The sequence below is a fragment of the Nitrobacter hamburgensis X14 genome, from assembly GCF_000013885.1.
Taxonomy (GTDB): Bacteria; Pseudomonadota; Alphaproteobacteria; order Rhizobiales; family Xanthobacteraceae; genus Nitrobacter; species Nitrobacter hamburgensis.
Genome location: NC_007964.1, coordinates 2,815,181 through 2,833,005 on the forward strand (window position 1 = coordinate 2,815,181; position 17,825 = coordinate 2,833,005).

The 17,825-nt window shown below is 63.1% G+C and carries 18 protein-coding genes; 6 read left to right on the forward strand and 12 right to left on the reverse strand.

The window, feature by feature from the left end:
• The 8 genes from NHAM_RS13065 to NHAM_RS13100 form a co-directional block, all read right to left on the reverse strand.
• Positions 1–480, reverse strand: a complete 480-nt coding sequence (locus NHAM_RS13065) for a MaoC family dehydratase (protein WP_011511003.1) — start codon at positions 478–480, stop codon at positions 1–3.
• A 3-nt stretch (positions 481–483) separates the two neighbouring features.
• Positions 484–2,217, reverse strand: coding sequence for an AMP-binding protein (locus NHAM_RS13070; RefSeq protein ID WP_011511004.1), 1,734 nt, complete (start codon positions 2,215–2,217; stop codon positions 484–486).
• Positions 2,214–3,113, reverse strand: coding sequence for a 3-hydroxyisobutyrate dehydrogenase (gene mmsB / locus NHAM_RS13075; RefSeq protein ID WP_011511005.1), 900 nt, complete (start codon positions 3,111–3,113; stop codon positions 2,214–2,216). The genes NHAM_RS13070 and mmsB overlap by 4 nt, the downstream gene beginning before the upstream one ends.
• A 32-nt stretch (positions 3,114–3,145) precedes the next feature.
• Complete coding sequence (locus NHAM_RS13080; RefSeq protein WP_011511006.1) at positions 3,146–4,219, reverse strand: enoyl-CoA hydratase/isomerase family protein; 1,074 nt, start codon at positions 4,217–4,219, stop codon at positions 3,146–3,148.
• Positions 4,216–5,361 carry an isobutyryl-CoA dehydrogenase gene (locus NHAM_RS13085; protein ID WP_011511007.1) on the reverse strand — a complete coding sequence of 382 codons (1,146 nt, stop codon included), beginning with the start codon at positions 5,359–5,361 and terminating at the stop codon, positions 4,216–4,218. Before NHAM_RS13085 ends, NHAM_RS13080 begins: the two co-directional genes overlap by 4 nt.
• A 31-nt stretch (positions 5,362–5,392) precedes the next feature.
• Positions 5,393–6,886, reverse strand: coding sequence for a CoA-acylating methylmalonate-semialdehyde dehydrogenase (locus NHAM_RS13090; RefSeq protein WP_011511008.1), 1,494 nt, complete (start codon positions 6,884–6,886; stop codon positions 5,393–5,395).
• A gap of 177 nt (positions 6,887–7,063) precedes the next feature.
• Positions 7,064–8,233 (reverse strand): acetyl-CoA acetyltransferase, encoded by a 1,170-nt coding sequence (locus NHAM_RS13095; protein ID WP_011511009.1) that lies wholly within the window; start codon positions 8,231–8,233, stop codon positions 7,064–7,066.
• A 355-nt stretch (positions 8,234–8,588) separates the two neighbouring features.
• The gene (locus NHAM_RS13100) at positions 8,589–9,182 is read right to left on the reverse strand and encodes an SET domain-containing protein (RefSeq protein WP_011511010.1); all 594 of its coding nucleotides are present in this window, start codon (positions 9,180–9,182) and stop codon (positions 8,589–8,591) included.
• Between the two features lie 399 nt (positions 9,183–9,581).
• On the opposite strand from NHAM_RS13100, the gene NHAM_RS13105 reads away from it, so the two are divergent.
• From NHAM_RS13105 to NHAM_RS13120, 4 genes are all read left to right on the forward strand, one after another.
• Entirely contained in the window at positions 9,582–10,523 is a 942-nt protein-coding gene (locus NHAM_RS13105) for a class I SAM-dependent methyltransferase (protein WP_011511011.1), read from the forward strand.
• Between the two features lie 139 nt (positions 10,524–10,662).
• Complete coding sequence (locus tag NHAM_RS13110) at positions 10,663–11,133, forward strand: hypothetical protein (RefSeq protein ID WP_011511012.1); 471 nt, start codon at positions 10,663–10,665, stop codon at positions 11,131–11,133.
• Positions 11,134–11,254: 121 nt separating this feature from the next.
• Positions 11,255–11,947, forward strand: a complete 693-nt coding sequence (locus NHAM_RS13115; RefSeq protein ID WP_011511013.1) for a methyltransferase family protein — start codon at positions 11,255–11,257, stop codon at positions 11,945–11,947.
• Between the two features lie 31 nt (positions 11,948–11,978).
• On the forward strand, positions 11,979–12,338 hold the full coding sequence (locus NHAM_RS13120) for a GFA family protein (protein ID WP_011511014.1): 360 nt from the start codon (positions 11,979–11,981) through the stop codon (positions 12,336–12,338).
• 107 nt (positions 12,339–12,445) lie between these two features.
• On the opposite strand, the gene NHAM_RS13125 is transcribed toward NHAM_RS13120, so the two are convergent.
• The 3 genes from NHAM_RS13125 to NHAM_RS13135 form a co-directional block, all read right to left on the reverse strand.
• Positions 12,446–13,129 (reverse strand): hypothetical protein, encoded by a 684-nt coding sequence (locus NHAM_RS13125; protein ID WP_011511015.1) that lies wholly within the window; start codon positions 13,127–13,129, stop codon positions 12,446–12,448.
• Between the two features lie 169 nt (positions 13,130–13,298).
• A complete protein-coding gene (locus NHAM_RS13130) occupies positions 13,299–14,237 on the reverse strand; it encodes a Tim44 domain-containing protein (protein ID WP_011511016.1) in 939 nt (312 codons plus the stop codon).
• Between the two features lie 147 nt (positions 14,238–14,384).
• Positions 14,385–14,729 (reverse strand): DUF1491 family protein, encoded by a 345-nt coding sequence (locus NHAM_RS13135; RefSeq protein WP_011511017.1) that lies wholly within the window; start codon positions 14,727–14,729, stop codon positions 14,385–14,387.
• A gap of 122 nt (positions 14,730–14,851) precedes the next feature.
• Between NHAM_RS13135 and purB the strand changes: the two genes are divergently transcribed.
• Positions 14,852–16,159 carry an adenylosuccinate lyase gene (gene purB / locus NHAM_RS13140; RefSeq protein ID WP_011511018.1) on the forward strand — a complete coding sequence of 436 codons (1,308 nt, stop codon included), beginning with the start codon at positions 14,852–14,854 and terminating at the stop codon, positions 16,157–16,159.
• Positions 16,160–16,322: 163 nt separating this feature from the next.
• Here purB and NHAM_RS13145 read toward each other — a convergent pair whose 3' ends face one another.
• Positions 16,323–16,916 (reverse strand): cytochrome b, encoded by a 594-nt coding sequence (locus tag NHAM_RS13145; protein ID WP_011511019.1) that lies wholly within the window; start codon positions 16,914–16,916, stop codon positions 16,323–16,325.
• Between the two features lie 255 nt (positions 16,917–17,171).
• Here NHAM_RS13145 and NHAM_RS13150 point away from each other — a divergent pair, with 255 nt between their 5' ends.
• Entirely contained in the window at positions 17,172–17,780 is a 609-nt protein-coding gene (locus NHAM_RS13150) for a PilZ domain-containing protein (RefSeq protein WP_011511020.1), read from the forward strand.
• Positions 17,781–17,825: the final 45 nt, after the last annotated feature.

A 17,825-nucleotide genomic window follows, 5' to 3' on the forward strand; every position in this document is an offset into this window, starting at 1 on the left:
TCAGGAAAAGTACAGGAGGGTGAGCCAGTCGGCGACGAGCGCCGACCGCTTCTCGCCCTCGATCTCGACGCGGACGGCGGTGCGCGACAACAACTCGCGGGGCGTGCGGAGCGTTGCCTCGGTCAGCGTGAAGTGGCCCCGGACGCGAGAGCCGGATTTCACCGGCGAGATGAACCGGAGCCGGTCGAAGCCGTAGTTCACCCCCATGGTCACGCCCTCGACCCGCGGCATCACCTCATACGACATGGTGCTGAGCAGCGACAGGGTCAGGAACCCATGCGCGATGGTGGTGCCGAACGCCGTTTCGCGCTTGGCCCTCTCGGGATCGACATGGATGAACTGATGGTCCTCGACCACGCCGGCATAGTCGTCGATCCGCTTCTGGTCGATCAGGTGCCATGAGGAAACGCCAATCTCCTGCCCGACCATTTTCCGGTAGGCTTCGAGCGAGACCGGCGGTTGCTTCCAGACTTCGTTCACGACTCACGTCTCCGCAGTTTTTGACTTCAGCGTCTGAAGCTCCGGAAAATCCTCCTCGCAAAACTCGACCCCGCGCAACGAGTCGTCGCGATCGTCGTCGTGTTCGAGACGGCGAAGCTGAACGCGGCGAATCTTTCCTGAAATCGTCTTGGGCAATTCGGTGACGAGTTCGAGCTTGCGAATGCGCTTGAACGGCGCGAGTCTCTCAAACATGTGCCTGTAAATCGACAGCGCCGTCTCGCGCGACCGCTCCGTCCCGCCGACCAGCAGAATGTATGCCTTCGGGATCGCCAGCCTGATCGGATCGGGGCTCGGCACTACGGCGGCTTCCGCCACGGCATCATGTTCGAGCAAGACGCTTTCCAGTTCGAACGGGCTGATGCGGTAGTCGGACGACTTGAACACGTCATCCGACCGGCCGACGAAGGTCAGATAGCCCTCGTCATCGACGAACACCACGTCGCCGCTGCGATAGAGATCGCCGTCGTCGCCGCCGGGTTTTCCGCCCTCGCTCTGATACCCTTGCATCAGACCCGCAGGCCGATCGGCACCGAGCACCAGCGCGACCTCGCCCTCCTTGGTCGGATTGCCGTCGGCATCGATCACCTTGACCTTGTAGCCCGGCATCGGCCGCCCCATCGAGCCAACCTTGACCTTTTGTCCCGGCGAATTGCCGGCCAGCGCGGCGGTCTCGGTCTGGCCGTAGCCGTCGCGGATCGTCAGCCCCCACGCCGACTTCACCTGATCGATCACTTCGGGGTTGAGCGGTTCACCGGCACCGCAGACCTCGCGCAGCGAGATCTTGAAGTCCGACAGCTTCTCCTGAATGAACAGTCGCCACACCGTCGGCGGTGCGCACAACGTCGTCACGCCACAGCGCCCGATGGTTGCCAGCAGACCCTTGGCCTCGAATCGCGGCTGGTTGCAGATGAAGATCGTTGCCCCGGCATTCCAGGGCGCGAAGAAGCAGCTCCAGGCGTGCTTGGCCCATCCGGGCGAGGAAATATTCAGGTGAACGTCGCCGGGCTTCAGGCCGATCCAGTACATGGTGGACAGGTGGCCCACCGGATAGCTGCGCTGGCTGTGCCGCACCAGCTTCGGTTTCGCCGTGGTGCCGGACGTGAAATACAATAGCATCGGATCGTCGGCATTGGTCGGGCCATCCGGCTTGAAGCTCTCCGGAAAATCGTTCGCCGCTTCATATGGCAGCCCGCCTGGGTGTAATGCCGTCGCGCCGACGACCACGCGGATCAAGCCATCGCCGCCGAGACATGCAAACTTCGCCACCTGATCCTGCGAGGCGACGACTGCTTTGGCGCGGCCGCGATCGAGGCGGTCACGCAACTCATCGGGCGTGAGCAATGTCGTCGCCGGAATGATCACCACGCCAAGCTTGATGCAGGCCAGCATGGTCTCCCAAAGCGGCACGACGTTGCCGAGCAACAGCAGCAGATGATCGCCGCGCTTGAGACCCTGCACACGCAGAAGATTCGCGATCTGGTTCGAGCGCCGTGACATCACCTCGAACGTCACTTTCGTCTCGGCACCACTTGCGGCCTCGACGATCCACAGCGCCGCCCGCGTCTTGCTCGCCGGGTCGGTCGCGAGACCAGCGTCGAACCAGTCCAGCGCCCAGTTGAACGGCACGGGATCCGGCCATTTGAACCCATTGACGGCGGCATCGTAATCGGTGCGATGCCGCAGCAGAAATTCGCGCGCCTCGGCAAACGTGGTCATCGGCCATCCCTGTTGTCCGCAAGGGCGCGGATGTGCCGGATGACGCCCGAGAAATCGACCCCGCCGTTTCCGGCCGCGTCGAACGCCTTGTAGATGTCCTGCGCGTGCTGTCCGAGCGGCGTCGCCGCGCCGGTGGATTTCGCCGCCTCCTGCGCAAGCGTCAGGTCCTTGAGCATCAGCGCCGAGGCGAAGCCGGGCTTGTAGTCGTTATTGGCCGGCGACGCCGGAACCGGGCCCGGCACCGGGCAATAGCTCGTCAGCGACCAGCACTGGCCCGACGCGGTCGAGGCGACATCGAACAGTGCCTGATGCGACAGGCCGAGCTTTTCCGCCAGCACAAAGGCTTCGCCGACCGCGATCATCGAGATGCCAAGGATCATGTTGTTGCAGATCTTGGCCGCCTGCCCCGCGCCGTCACCGCCGCAATGGACGATCTTCTTGCCCATCGCCTCGAGAAACGGTTTCGCCGCCACGAAGGCCTCGGCTTCGCCGCCAGCCATGAAGGTCAGCGTCGCGCCCCTGGCGCCGCCGACGCCTCCCGAGACCGGCGCATCGACCGACAGCAGCACAGCCCTGGCTGCCAGCATATGAGCCCGCCGCGCGCTTTCGACATCGATAGTCGAACAGTCGATCATCAGCGCGCCTCTGACGGCGCAGGGAATAACATCGGTCCAGACCGACACCACATGCCTGCCGGCCGGCAGCATGGTGATGATGACATCCGCATTCGTCACCGCCGCCCTCGCGCCGTCGGCGATCGTTACGCCGTCCGCCTTGGCCGCACCCCTCAAAGCTGGCACGAGATCGAAACCGTTCACCTTGTGGCCCGCCTTGGCGAGGTTGGCCGCCATGGGTCCGCCCATGTTGCCGAGACCGATGAATGCGATGGTCGCCATGCTGGCCTCCAGTCGAGGGTGTTTGTTCTTATCTAATTGAACACAAGTTCATCCGCGCCGATGTTGGCAAAATATGGCGCAACCATTTCCGGCGTAACCTCATCGATCCGCGGCGGCGACCATTTTGGCTCGCGGTCCTTGTCGATAACCGCGGCCCGCACGCCCTCGCGAAAGTCGTCGCTGGCGAAGACCGCGAGCGCTGCACGATATTCACGCGCGAGACACTCCTCCAGCGTGGCCGAGGCGCGCGCGAGCCGCAGCAGCTTCAGCGTCACCACCATGCCGCGCGGCGACTTCTCGTTCAGGGTCTTGAGGGTCGATCGCGCGAGTTCGGAGCCGTCACGATTCAGGGCCGCGATGATATCATCCATTCGACCATGGGCGAACCACGCATCGATCCGCGGCCGGATGGCGGCGACGGGGCCCGCGGTTTCGCCGCTCGCAAAGCCCGCGATCGTTGCTTTCACGCGGGACGCATCCGCGCGGGTGCCGAGATCGACCAACGCCTCGCGCAGCGCGGCGAGTTTTCGCGACGGAACCCCGACATCGGCAAAACCGGCGTAGATCGCGTCGGGGCCGTTCATGGGCTGGCCGGTCAACCCGAAGTAGGTTCCGGTCTCGCCAGGCGCGTGCGACAACAGCCAGGTGCCTCCGACATCCGGAAAGAAGCCGAGGCCGACTTCGGGCATTGCGAGTCTGGTTCTCTCGGTGACGACGCGGTGCCCGCCATGCGCGGACAATCCGACGCCGCCGCCCATCACGATGCCGTCCATGAAAGCGACATATGGCTTGGGGAATTTCGCGATCCGCGCGTTGAGGATGTATTCCTCGCGCCACAGCACCTTGCCGAGGTCACCCCCCTCCTTCGCGCTTTCCCAGAGCGCGCGGATATCGCCGCCCGCGCACAGGCCGCGCTCGCCCGCGCCCTCGAGCAGGATCAGACCGACGGCGGAATCCGCCTCGAATTCGTCCAGCGCGCTGCCGATCTCGCGGAACATCTCCAGGGTGACGGCATTGATCGCCTTCGGGCGGTTGAGGCGAATGATACCCGCGCTTCCCTCGCGCCGTGCGATCAGATCGGTCTCGTCGCCTGCAATAACCTTCATCGCGCGCCCTCGATCAACTTGCGCGACACGATCAGGCGCATGATTTCGTTGGTGCCCTCGAGGATCTGATGCACGCGCAAATCGCGCACGATCTTCTCGATGCCGTATTCCGAGAGATAGCCGTAGCCGCCATGCAACTGCAATGCCTGATTGGCGACCTCGAAGCCGACATCCGTGGCAAAACGTTTTGCCATCGCGCACAGCATGGTGGCATCAGTGTCCTCCCGGTCCAGCGCACACGCCGCGCGCCACAGAAAAGTTCGCGCCGCTTCCAGCTCGGTCGCCATGTCGGCGACCTTGAACTGCAACGCCTGAAACTCGTCGAGCCGCTTTCCGAACGCCTTGCGTTCCTTCATGTAGGCGAGCGCCTTGTCGAGCGCCGATTGCGCGCCGCCGAGCGAACACGCGGAGATGTTCAGCCGCCCGCCGTCGAGTCCGGCCATCGCGATCTTGAACCCGATGCCCTCGTCGCCGAGGCGATTGGCCACCGGCACCCGCGCGTTTTCGAAGATCACCGCGCGGGTCGGCTGCGCGTTCCATCCCATCTTGCGCTCGTTGGCGCCGAAGGACACGCCCGGCGTGTCGCGCTCGACCACGAGCGTCGAAATGCCGCCCGGCCCGTCGCCGCCGGTGCGCACCATCACCACATAGAGGTCGCTGGCGCCCGCGCCGGAGATGAACTGCTTCTGCCCGTCGAGCATGTAGTGATCGCCGTCGCGCACCGCGCGGGTTCGCAAGGCTGCGGCGTCCGAACCCGCGCCGGGTTCGGTCAGACAGTAGCTCGCCAGCAAGTCCATGGCGCACAGTTTTGGCAGCCACTTGCGCCGCTGCTCGTCCGAACCGTAGGCATCGATCATCCACGACGCCATGTTGTGGATCGAGATGAACGACGACACGGTAGGGCAGCCCTGCGCCAACGCCTCGAAGATCAACGCAGCATCAAAACGGCTCAGCGCCGAGCCGCCGACATCGTCGCGGATGGTGATGCCGCCGATGCCGAGGCCCGCCGCCTCGCGCATTACCTCCACCGGAAAATACTTGTCCTCATCCCATTTCAGCGCGAACGGCGCGATCTTCTCGGCGGCGAAATCGCGCGCCATGTCGCGGATGGCGGTCTGATCCTCGGTGAGCGCGAACTGCATGCGTGATCCCTTGCCGCCGACCCCTTGCCGATCACTTGCTGTGGAACGCGAACTGCGTCCCTTCCTTGACGCCGGAGGGCCAGCGCGAGGTGACGGTCTTGGTCTTGGTGTAGAACCGCACCGAGTCGGAGCCGTATTGATTGAGGTCGCCAAAGCCCGAGCGCTTCCAGCCGCCGAAGCTGTAGTAGGCCACCGGCACCGGGATCGGCACGTTGATGCCGACCATGCCGACCTGAACACGCGAGGCGAACTCCCGCGCTGCGTCGCCATCGCGGGTGAAGATCGCGACGCCGTTGCCGTATTCGTGTTCGGACGGCAGCGCCACCGCCTCGTCGAAATCGTTCGCCCGCACCACCGACAGCACCGGACCAAAAATCTCTTCCTTGTAGATCCGCATATCCTTGGTGACATTGTCGAACAGGCAACCGCCCATGTAGAAGCCGTTCTCGTAACCTTGCATCTTGAAGCCGCGACCATCGACGGCGAGCGTCGCGCCTTCCTTGACGCCGATCTCGACGTAGTTCCTGACGCGCTCCAGCGCCGCCATGGTGACGAGCGGACCGAAGTCGGCGGACGCATCGGTGGACGGACCGATCTTCAGGTTCTCCACGCGCGGGATCAGCTTCTCCATCAGGCGGTCGGCGGTGGTCTTGCCGACGGGGACCGCGACCGACACCGCCATGCAGCGCTCGCCGGCCGCGCCATAGCCCGCGCCCACCAGCGCGTCCACCGACTGTTCCATGTCGGCATCGGGCATGATGATCATGTGGTTCTTGGCGCTGCCGAAACACTGGGCGCGTTTACCGGTCGCGGCCGCGCGCGAATAAATGTAGTGCGCGATCGACGACGAGCCGACGAAGCCGACCGCCGCGATATCGGGGTCGTCGAGAATGGCGTCGACCGCCTCCTTGTCGCCGTTGACGACATTGAGAATGCCCGGCGGCAGACCGGCCTCCAACATCAGTTCGGCCAGCCGCATCGGCACGCCCGGATCGCGTTCCGAGGGTTTCAGGATAAAGGCGTTGCCGCAGGCGATCGCCGGCGCGAACTTCCACATCGGGATCATCGCCGGGAAATTGAACGGCGTGATGCCGGCGACAACGCCGAGCGGCTGACGCATCGAATAGCTGTCGATCCCGGGACCGGCGTTCTCGGTGTAGCCGCCCTTCATCAGTTCGGGAATGCCGATGGCGTATTCGACGACCTCGACGCCGCGGAAGATGTCGCCCTTGGCATCGGGAATGGTCTTGCCGTGTTCGCGGGCGAGCAGTTCGGCCATCGCATCGTTGTCGCGCGCCACCAGTTCGAGAAATTTCATCAGCACGCGGACACGGCGCTGCGGATTGGTCGCGGCCCACGCCGGTTGCGCGGCCTTGGCGTTCTCCACCGCCTCGCGCAATTCAGCTTTCGACGCCAGCGCGACCCTGGCCTGAACTTCGCCGGTCATCGGCTGATAAACGTCGGCGAACCGCCCCGACCTGCCGCTGACGGTCTTGCCGCCAATAAGGTGTCCGATGGTGCGCATGTTTCCTCCCGGCCGCGTTCGCAAGAGTCCGCTTGTGATATCCTGACCTCTATTCCGGAGTCTTGAAAGGCATCTGCGCGCAACCCGTTTGCAAATATATACACGCCGGAACTGGCCGAAAGACCTCCCCCGCTACGCAAACTTGCCGCGTACCTTGAACGATACGCACGTTAGAAACTATCGCACCGGCTCAAGGATCGAGACGTAGTTCGCAACCGCTGTACCGCCCATGTTGAAGATGCCGGCGAGCCTGGCGTCCCTGATCTGCATACCCTCGGGCGCCTCGCCAGCGAGCTGCATCGCGCTCAGCACGTGCATGGAGACTCCGGTGGCGCCGATCGGATGGCCCTTGGCCTTGAGGCCGCCGGACGGATTGATCGGCAGCTTGCCGTCCTTCCGGGTCCAGCCTTCCTTGATGGCGCGCGCGCCCTGCCCCTTCGGCGTCAGGCCCATGGCTTCGTACTCGATCAGTTCGGCGACGGTGAAGCAGTCGTGGGTCTCGACGAACGAGAGATCGGACAGCGTCACACCGGCCTTCGCCAGCGCCCGCTGCCACGCCACCGTGCAGCCCTCGAAATCGAGGATGTTGCGCTTCGACATCGGCAGGAAATCCTGCGCGTGGCCGGTCGCGCGGATGTTGACCGCCCTGCGCATGGATCGGGCCGTCTCCACATCCATCAGCACCAGCGCGGCCGCGCCGTCCGACACCGGCGAGCAGTCGGTGCGCTTCAGCGGCCCCGCAACGAACGGGTTCTTCTCGCTCTCGGAGCGGCAGAAGTCGTAGCCGAAATCCCTGCGTATCTGCGCGTAAGGGTTGGCGACCCCATTCTTGTGGTTTTTCGCCGCGATCATCGCCAGGGCATCCGACTGGTCGCCATATTTCTGGAAATAGGCCTGCGCGATCTTGCCGAAAACGCCGGCAAAACCGCCCGGGGTATCGCCGTCCTCGGGCAGATAAGAGGCGCGCAGCAGATTGCGGCCGACCTCGAGACCGGGTGTGTGCGTCATCTGCTCGACGCCGACGACCAGCACGATCTTCGCCGCGCCCGACGCGATGGCGCGGACACCCTGATGCACCGCCGCCGATCCGGTGGCGCAGGCGTTCTCCACCCGCGTCGCCGGCTTGAAGCGGAGTTCCGGATCGGCTTGCAAGACAAGAGAGGCGGTAAAATCCTGGGCCGAGAAGCCGGCATTAAAATGCCCGAGCACGATCTCGTCGACGTCGCCGGCGGAAATGCCGGCATCGGCCAGCGCGTCGGTTGCGACCTTCACCACAAGGCTTTCGACGGTCTCTGCGCCCAATTTCCCGAACGGCGTGTGCGCCCACCCTACTATGCTGGCGGTCATGGTCGTGCTCCCATGTACTGGCCGGGCTTCACGCTGTGATATAGTCTCTCGACAGCGCAGAGTTCAGGGTGAACCGCGGAATTTTCATCATTCGCCGGCGCATGGCGGATCATGCCGGCCGGCGGTGCGGCCGGTGAGAGCGACGTCTGCGGAAACAACCCCGAGGACGGCTCGCCGGCCTGTCAGTTCACCAGCTTGCCGCCAGGCCCTCGCTTCAACATGGTTTCGGCCATTCACGTCAGTTCTTGACCAGCACAACTTGACCAGCACAACAAAGACGACCTGGATACCTGGCATCGCTGGACGCAAGTCGGGATGGCCGGACCAAACCGGCCATGACAGATCAACGCGACTCTTAAGAACGCTTCTTTGACCTCCGGCCCTTCGTCGCCGTCGTTCGAGCCTCCGACTTTTTTGGAGCGGCGGCAGCCGCCTTGTGGCCGTTCAGCTTTTTGCCGTTGCGCGCGGCCCCGGCGCGCTTTTCGGCCCTCGCCCCGACGCGCTTCTTCTCCTCGCGCGCCGCGGCCCGCAACTTCTTGCGCTTCTTTTCGCAAGCGTCGCACTTGCAACCGATCGGCTTCAGGTACTCCTTGAAGTAATCGGTGCCGTAATCGTAGTTGATTTCCTCGCCGGGCGCGATGTCCTTGATAGCGCGGATATCGACGCGACGCTTGATCTTGCTGACGTCGGATTCCGCATTCGGTTTGCAGGAGTGGTTGATGTAGCGCGCGATGTTCTTGCGCAGCGAGCCATCGATGGTCCAGCGGTTGGTGATCTGGAAGAGATACTTGTTCTCGACCGCGTCGTCCTTCTCCTTGTTGCAGTCGAGCAGCGGCCCGGAATACCGGATGATCTTCGTGCCCTTCTTGATGGGCTTGGTGGCGAAGAGGCCGAGCCCGGTGCGGGAGCGACCGATTCGATAAGGCTTGTTCGGAGAAATGACGGGCATGGTCTGCTGGAAATGCTCAATCGTGACGGAAGGAATCGCGAGCATACTGTTTGACATGATTCCGCGGGCATTGTCAGGGGTCTCGTCCCTCCCCATCGAACCTTCCCACCAATTTGCAGGACGCAGCGTGGCTTGACGGGCGCATCACAGTGCTGCTGCGGCCAGACCGGCTTGCGATCACACCCGCCATCGCCCCAATCATCAATCGCGCCGCAACACACTTAAATCGTTGAAGTGTTTGCGCTGTGGCGCGAGGCAGGACTCTCATTGCCCGCGCTTGCTTTATAACGCAATCCACCCATCACACGACGGCGGGTTTATCTTCGCGTTGGTTTCTGCGATAAGCAGCGCGCGTTAGACGCGCGAGCGGCAATTGAACTCTCGGAAAAGGACGAAGCATTGTTGAAAGCAGAATTCTCACGGATCAATCAGGCGAAAGCGGTCTTCGATGACATCTACATCCAGGACGATCCCAGATCGTATTTCTCGGTCCTCGGCGATCTCGACTATATGATCACGGATGTAGCCGAACCCGTCATCCGCCAGATTTTATCCGCCAAGGCTTCTGCCACCAACACCAAACCTGTCGTGCTCGATGTCGGCTGCTCGTACGGCATCAACGCCGCAGTGCACCGATTTCCGCTGACATTCGGAGGCTTGCGCCACCGCTATGCCCGGCGCGAAATAAAGGCAGTCAGCCCGGAAGAGCTGATGCGGTTCGATCACAATTTCTATGCGAGCTGGCCCGATCTCGGGCTCGCCCGGTTTATCGGCCTCGATGTGTCGGCGCCAGCGGTTCGCTACGCGACGCGCGTCGGGATACTCGATCAGGGCATCGTCGCCGACCTGGAAAACGAAGCGCTCTCGCCGGAGAGCGCGCGCATCATCCGCCCCGTCGATGTCATCATGTCGACGGGCTGCATCGGCTATGTGACGGAAAAAACATTCAGCAAGCTTCTCGATGCGACAGAGAAGAAGCCATGGATCATTTCCTTCGTGCTGCGAATGTTCCCTTTCGACGCGATTGCGAAGACATTCGCGCAGCGCGGGCTGGTGACGGAGCGGCTGAGCGGCGTGACCTTCGTCCAGCGTCGTTTTCGCGACGCCGAAGAGTTCGAGAACAGCCTGGCAAACCTCGCGGCCGCCGAGATCGACCCTACCGGCCTCGAGTCCGAGGGTTTGTTTCACGCCGATTTAATCCTCTCGCGGCCGGAGGCCGATGCGCGCGCCGCTCCGCTGGAAGACATCGTAACCGTTGCCAGCGGACGAGGGCGCCCGATCGCGCCGCGTTATGTTCACGTCGAAAGCGACGACGGCCCGCGGGTGACGCTGGAGCCGTGAATCGTGCCTCGTCCGGTGCGATCATTATGACATTCCGGAATATGCCGTGGGCCGTGGAAAGAGGTGTTGGCCGGATTTGAACGCGACGCTGTCTACGCGCGCCAACCAGCTTGATTGTTTCCGTTTGGAGATCCTTGAAATGACAAGCCTGCGCGCCTGCCTCGCCGCCAGCCTCTGTCTCGCCACCGCAATCGCTCTTGCTCCCTCGCCGGCCCGCGCCGACCGCTGCGACGATCTCGCCGCCCAGCTCAAGAGGCACATCGACGGCCTGCACGTCGGAAAGACCGCTGCCAATGCGATCTTCCTGTCGCATCCCGCGGCCAGGCAACTGATCCTCGGTTGTCCGAACCGCAAGTTCACCAACGAACTGATCGCGGGCACGGACAGCCGCAAGCCGAAGCCGGAGTTTTACGATCTGGTGGCGCAGGCTTCCGCCATCATCTTCACGATCCCGAAGGCCGATACGCTGCGAGGCGTCACCCGCTGCATCAAGCGCATGGGCCTGTTGCGCGGCGATGACGTGCGGATGCGCTATCGACGGCTGAACATGCATTGTACCCGCACCAAGACCAGCGCCGCCATCGCGGTGTCCCGCGGCAACGACGAGTGACGAACCAACCACTTCCAGTCCTGTTCGGTTCGTCTGAGAATTCCGCTACCGATTCGATCTCGGCGCCGGCGAGCTTGCTGCTGTCGCAAGTTCGCCGCGAAGTCGCGGTAATGCGGCCCACATGAATGACAAGCGCGACCTTATCCGCCGGTCGATGATCCAGAACACGGTCTGGATCGTCGTCCTAGGCGCGCTGCTGTTCATCTCGGCGGGCAGCCTGCACTGGCCGGCCGCCTGGCTTTTCCTGGCGACGCTCGGCGGTCTCAGCATCCTCGGTGGATTGTGGTTTGCGAAGATCAATCCCGGACTACTGGCCGAGCGCATGCGGCCGATGATGCAGAAGGGCCAGCCGAACGCTGACAAGGTCTTCATGCTGGTAATAGGGCCGGTCAGCATGATCTGGCTGATCGTCATGGGCCTCGATCAACGCCACCAGTGGTCGGGCATGGCTTCCGGATTTCAGGCGCTCGGTTTCGCGCTGTTCATACTGTCGCTCGCCATTTCGTTCTGGGTGATGCGGGAGAACACATTCGCCGCGCCGGTGGTGAAGATACAGGTCGAGCGCGGACATCAGGTGATCCGCACAGGTCCCTATGCTTTCGTCAGACATCCGATGTACGGCGGCGCGATTTTCTTTTTCCTCGGAGTCTCGTTGCTTCTGGGATCCTGGTGGGGGGCCGCAATGACACCGATCTTCACCGGACTGTTCGCAGGACGTGCGGTGATCGAGGAAAGAACCCTGATCGCCGGCTTGCCGGGCTATCGGGATTACATCGGGCAAGTCCGCTACCGGCTGTTGCCTGGAATCTGGTAGTCTGATCGCTCGTTCTGGACCGGAGAACCCAATGCCCGACGTGAAAACATACACCGGCGGCTGTCATTGCGGTCAGGTGCGCTTCGCGTGCACAACGGACCTTGCCATGGTGACGGCGTGCAACTGCTCGATCTGCACCAAGAAGGGATTGCACTTCACGTTTCTGCCGCCACAAAGTTTTCAGCTCCGGGCCGGCGAAGACAATCTCAGGGAATACCTGTTCAACAAGCACGCGATCCGGCACCAGCTCTGTATCGACTGTGGTGTCGACGTGTTCGCACGCGGCAAGAAGCCGGACGGGACCGAAGTGGTGGCGCTCAATGTGAGCTGCATCGACGGCGTCGAACTGTCCAAGCTCACATTGACGCCGATCGACGGACGGAGTTTCTAAAGCGTTTCGCGCTCGGACGGAAACATCTCGATTACCCGTCATCGCCGTGTTGGCCGACCCGGCAATCCATCATCTCCGAAGAAGATGGATAGGCAAGCAAGTCCGCGTCAGTTGACCGCGAAGCAATAAAACAGCCCGGCGCCGCCGGTGCTCTTGAGATCGTTCTGGCTGCAGCCGCCGTCTGGTCCGCGCGAGGGATGCGCCGCGTTCCAGGATTTAGCGGTCGGATTGCTGGCGGGACCGTTGATGTCGGAATGCCCCAGCATGGCGGCGCCCTGTATGCTGCTCGTCCAGTTCCTGCAGGTCCGGTCGTCGGTGCCGGCGAAGGCCGTCCCATCGGGCTGCGAGCCCGTCAGCATGTCGTGACGATTGGGGGTATCGCCGTAGCCGTTGACGACCTCGCCCTTCTCGGTCAGCGCCGTCTTCTTGTTGATGGCGTTGGCGCTATGCAGTTCGGCCACGTCTTTCGCGATCACGACGCCCTTGGCGTTCCGCCACGGCCCCTTTCCGATCCGATCCCGCGCGTTGACGGCCGGTTTGCCGTCGGCAGCCTGGGTCGACAGATAGGCGTGCCAGGTCTTCCCCCCCGCGCCCGCAGCCTGCGCCAGCGTCTGACAGTAATTGTCGGCGCCAGCGAGTCCGCCGAGATTGCCGCCGTTGCCAATCCCGACGCTGGTCACGAAGAAGCTCATGTCGGCCGTCTGCGCATAGGCCGGCTGAGCCGCCGCCAAAAGCAGCCCAGTGGCCAGGCCAAGGCAAATTCGCGGAACAATCCTGTCAGTCGCAATCATCGCTTTCTCCGATCGATTTATCGCGCATGTACAACACAATATCCCTGCAACCCGCGTGCGCTACGGATTTAATCCCGAGATAATGCGCGATCAGGCCCTTCGTTCAACGCAAACAAAAAGGCGCCACGGGTTGTCGTGGCGCCTTCTCGATTAGCCAAGGGTCGGTCGGTCAGGTCTGCTGGATCGCGGACAGTTCCCATTTTCCGCCGCCAAGGCGCGCGAACGTCCAGACGTCGGTCACCTCCTGCGGCTGATCGCTGCCTTCGACCACGCGGCCGCTCGCGCGCTCGGTGGTCTTGTCGATCAGCGAATAGCGCAACGCCACCGTGGCGTAATCGGTAGTGCCCTCACGCCAGGCTTCCGCGAGATCGCCCTGCAGAAGCTTGACGTCGGATACCTTGTTGACGACGCCGCGGGCGTCGTTGGCCCGGAGATCCTCGGTGAAGTACGACACCATTTCCGGCGTCGCCAGCGTGTGCAGCGTGTTGACGTCCTCGTTCGACCACGCAGTCTGAATTTCTCCGAGCAGACGCTCGAAGGCTTCATAGTCGGACGGGGTGATCTCCAGCGGCGGGGCGTTCGATGCCGAAGCGAAACCGAAGCCGCTGCGGGGGCTCGCCTGAGCAGCGGGACCCGGCGCAGCTCCAGCATAAGCGGGCGCATTGCGCCGCCGCCACCACGACATCGCAAAGCGGACGACGAGGACGATCAGACCGATCTGAAGTAAAAGCCCGATCATGGACGACAGGCCGCCGAGGCCGCCGAACAGGCCGCCGCCGAACAGCATGCCGAGCAGTCCCGCACCGAGGAAGCCGGCGGCAAGGCCGCCGAGCATGCCCATGCCGGGCCGCTTGAAGCCACCCGTCGCGGCAGCGCCGGCGCCCGGGCGGCCGGGCTGGGCCATGGACCGGTCGAGCGGACGCGCCGCGTTCGGCGCGGTGTTGGTGACCGGCGGCGCGGAGAAGGTTCGCGAGCCGCGCGATCCAAAGCTCTTGCCTCCACCGATTCGAGCGTCCGCCGCGGAGACGGCAAACATCAAGGGGAGCGCCAGCGACAGGACGATGGCGAAGGCCTTCATCACGCCGGACGCCCGTTGGATTAATTTCATGTGGTTGTTCCTTTATTCTCCGCAGGGAAAAGCGCCCCTAACATGGGTAATTTCGTGCAAAAGGAAAGTCCTATCGCTTGGCGAAACTGCGGCGCGGGGTCACGGGAGTGCGTCAAATTGGCGACAGCGAATGCTGAAACCGCTCCGTCAGGTCCGTGCCAGGTCAAGAAAGTGCCGCCCCGCCCTGTCTTCGATTTCAACGATCCAGGCGTCCGGATCGAACCGGACTTCCTTCACAAGACGCTCTTCGACCGCCTGCTCGGCAACAGGCTCGTTTGATGACGGGGCAAAAACCCGTTCAACGGGCCGGCTGTCGTCGTATACAGCCTGCGGCGCCGGCGCGTACAGCATCGCATTGCCGTCGAGAAGCGCCAGCTTGACGAACACGGCGCCAGCCTCCTCCGCACCGCGCCGGCGTACCGCGCCGAATATGCCCTCGGTCTGACAGCGGCGCAGATACGCCGCGACCCATATGCTCGATTTCAAACGCATGAGGATGACGATAGGCCGTTCGCGGAAGCGGCGCCAGTTCGACGTTCAATCCGCACCGTTTGTCTCCTTCCGGCGGCTCTGCTAAAGCGCGGCATCATCCCTGAAAACAACAAGGATCGTCGATGATCCCCCGTTATACCCGCCCGGAAATGGCTTCGATCTGGGAGCCGCAGACCCGTTTCAAGATCTGGTTCGAGATCGAGGCTCACGCAGCGGACGCCCAGGCCGAACTCGGCGTGATTCCGAAGCAGGCGGCCGAAACCATCTGGGCCAAGGCGAAAGACGCCACTTTCAACACCGAGCGCATCGACGAGATCGAGCGCGAGACCAAACATGACGTCATCGCCTTTCTGACTCACCTTGCCGAAATCGTCGGTCCCGAGGCGCGCTTCGTGCATCAGGGCATGACCTCCTCCGACGTGCTCGACACCTGCCTCAACGTCCAGCTCACCCGCGCCGCCGATATCCTGATCGCCGACATCGACAGGCTGCTCAGGGCGCTCAAGACGCGCGCGTTCGAGCACAAGATGACGCCGACCATCGGCCGCTCGCACGGCATCCACGCCGAGCCGGTGACCTTCGGGCTCAAGCTCGCTTACGCCTATGCGGAGTTCACGCGCGCCAAAGAGCGCCTGATCGCCGCCCGCAAGGAGGTCGCGACCTGCGCAATCTCGGGCGCGGTCGGCACCTTCGCGCAGATCGATCCGCGCGTGGAGGAGCACGTCGCCAGGGCGATGGGATTGACCCCCGAGCCGGTCTCGACACAGGTGATCCCGCGCGACCGCCACGCGATGTTCTTCGCCACGCTGGGCGTCATCGCATCATCGATGGAGCGTCTCGCCACCGAGATCCGCCACCTGCAACGCAGCGAGGTGCTGGAGGCCGAGGAATTTTTCTCCGAGGGTCAGAAGGGTTCGTCGGCGATGCCGCACAAGCGCAACCCGGTGCTGACCGAGAACATCACCGGGCTTGCCCGCATGGTGCGTGCCTTTGTGACGCCGGCGCTGGAGAACGTGGTGCTGTGGCACGAGCGCGACATCTCGCACTCCTCGGCCGAGCGCATGATCGGGCCCGACGCCACGGTGACGCTCGACTTCGCGCTCAACCGCCTCGCGGGCGTGATCGACAAGCTGCTGGTCTATCCCGCCACCATGCAGAAGAACCTCGATCGCCTCGGCGGGCTCGTGCATTCGCAGCGCGTCCTGATCGCACTGACGCAGAAGGGCGCAAGCCGCGAGGACGCCTACAGGCTGGTCCAGCGCAACGCCATGCCGGTGTGGCGCGGCGAAGGCGATTTCCAGACGCTGCTGAAGAACGATGCCGATGTGAAGGCATACATGTCGGATGCCGAGATCGCCGAGCAGTTCGACCTCGGCTATCACTTCAAGCACGTCGATACGATCTTCAAGCGGGTGTTCGGCCACTCCTGAGCACAAGCCGGATATCGGCAGGACGATTTTTTAGCGCAATAGGAGAGCCGTCATACTCCGCGAAAGCGGAGTATCGAGTATTCGATAACGCCTCGAATTTCGCTCGCACCCGTCTTGATTACCGGATCGCCCGCATTCGCGGACGATGACGCCCGACTTTCAATCAGGCATGCGGAACGAAGCGACTCCCACTGGGAGGCGATCCCTTTTTGCCCTCGCCCGTCATCATCCGCGCCACCACGCGGTCGCGCTTGATGAAGTGATGGTAGAGCGCCGCGACGAAATGCAACGCGACCAGCCCGATCAGCCCATAAGCCAGCCAGATGTGCCAGTGCTCGAAGAAACGGGCATTGTCTTTATTCTCGGATGTGAACTGCGGCACCCGGAACAGCCCGAACCAGTCGGCATAATCCGGTTTGTGCGCCCCGGAATGGGCCCAGCCGAGCAACGCCACGACGATCGTGGTCACATAGAGCGCCCAGTGATTGACGTGCGCCAGCGCCCGCTCCCACACCCGTGAGCCGTCCGGCGGCGCGGGGACCGGATTGAGGCCACGCCAGATCAGGCGGAGGACCATCAGCAGCAGGATGACATAGCCGATGTCGGCATGGATCGAGCGATGAAAGAGCTTGTCCGGCTTCGCCACCATATGGTTCATCCACCAGCCGTAGGCCAGCATACCGATGACCGCGATACCAAGGATCCCGTGGAAGGCACGGGATAGGGTGCCCCAACCAGTGGTTGAATTCCGAAGCATGGCCGACTCTTGCCCTCATGAAGGCGGGTTACGTTTCCCTCCAGAGGCCACGGCCGGTAGGTTTCAACAAGCCCCTCCAGCGCCGCCAACGCCATGTGATGATTGGAATCCATCTAAGAGTGTTTCGCGCGCATAACGCCGGGCGCGGATTGAACCCGTGCAATAAAGGGCCGCCCTGGATCGCTAACGCCGCGTTAACCCTGACACCCGTAGGGTTTACCAATACCGATTACCGGTCGACCGGTGGACCGTTTTATGGCGTTGGCGCAGAAAATCTCAAGCCTTCCGGTTGAGCGCCGGCGATTTCAGCGTGTCAGGGTTCACCTGCTGGGCCGCTATATGCTGCCGGACCGGCGCGAGTTTCCGTGCCAGATCATCAATATGTCTCCGGGTGGGCTGGCGATGCTTGCGCCCGGCATTGGCAACGTCGGTGACCGGGTCGTCGTCTATCTCGACCACATCGGCCGGGTCGAAGGCAAGATCACCCGGATTATCGACAGCGGGTTCGCCATGAGCGTAGGCGCAACGCCCCGCAAGCGCGACAGGCTGGCGGCGCAGCTCACCTGGCTTGCCAACCGCGATATCCTCAACCTTCCCGAAGACCGCCGCCACGACCGTATCGTGCCACGCAGCCCGATCACGACCCTCACGCTCGAGGACGGCACCAGGATGACGTGCCGGATCATCGATCTGTCGATGTCGGGCGCCGCCATCTCGGCCGAAACAAGGCCGCCGCTGCAGTCCCGGGTCGCGCTCGGCAAAGTGCTCGCCCGCGTCGTCCGCAACCTGGAAGACGGCTTCGCGCTCGAGTTCGTTCACGAGCAGCATCCCGACACTCTCGAAGATAACGTCACCGCCCGGTAAACGACGGCTCACGCAAACTCCCGACTTTGCGATCCCCGCCCGCGG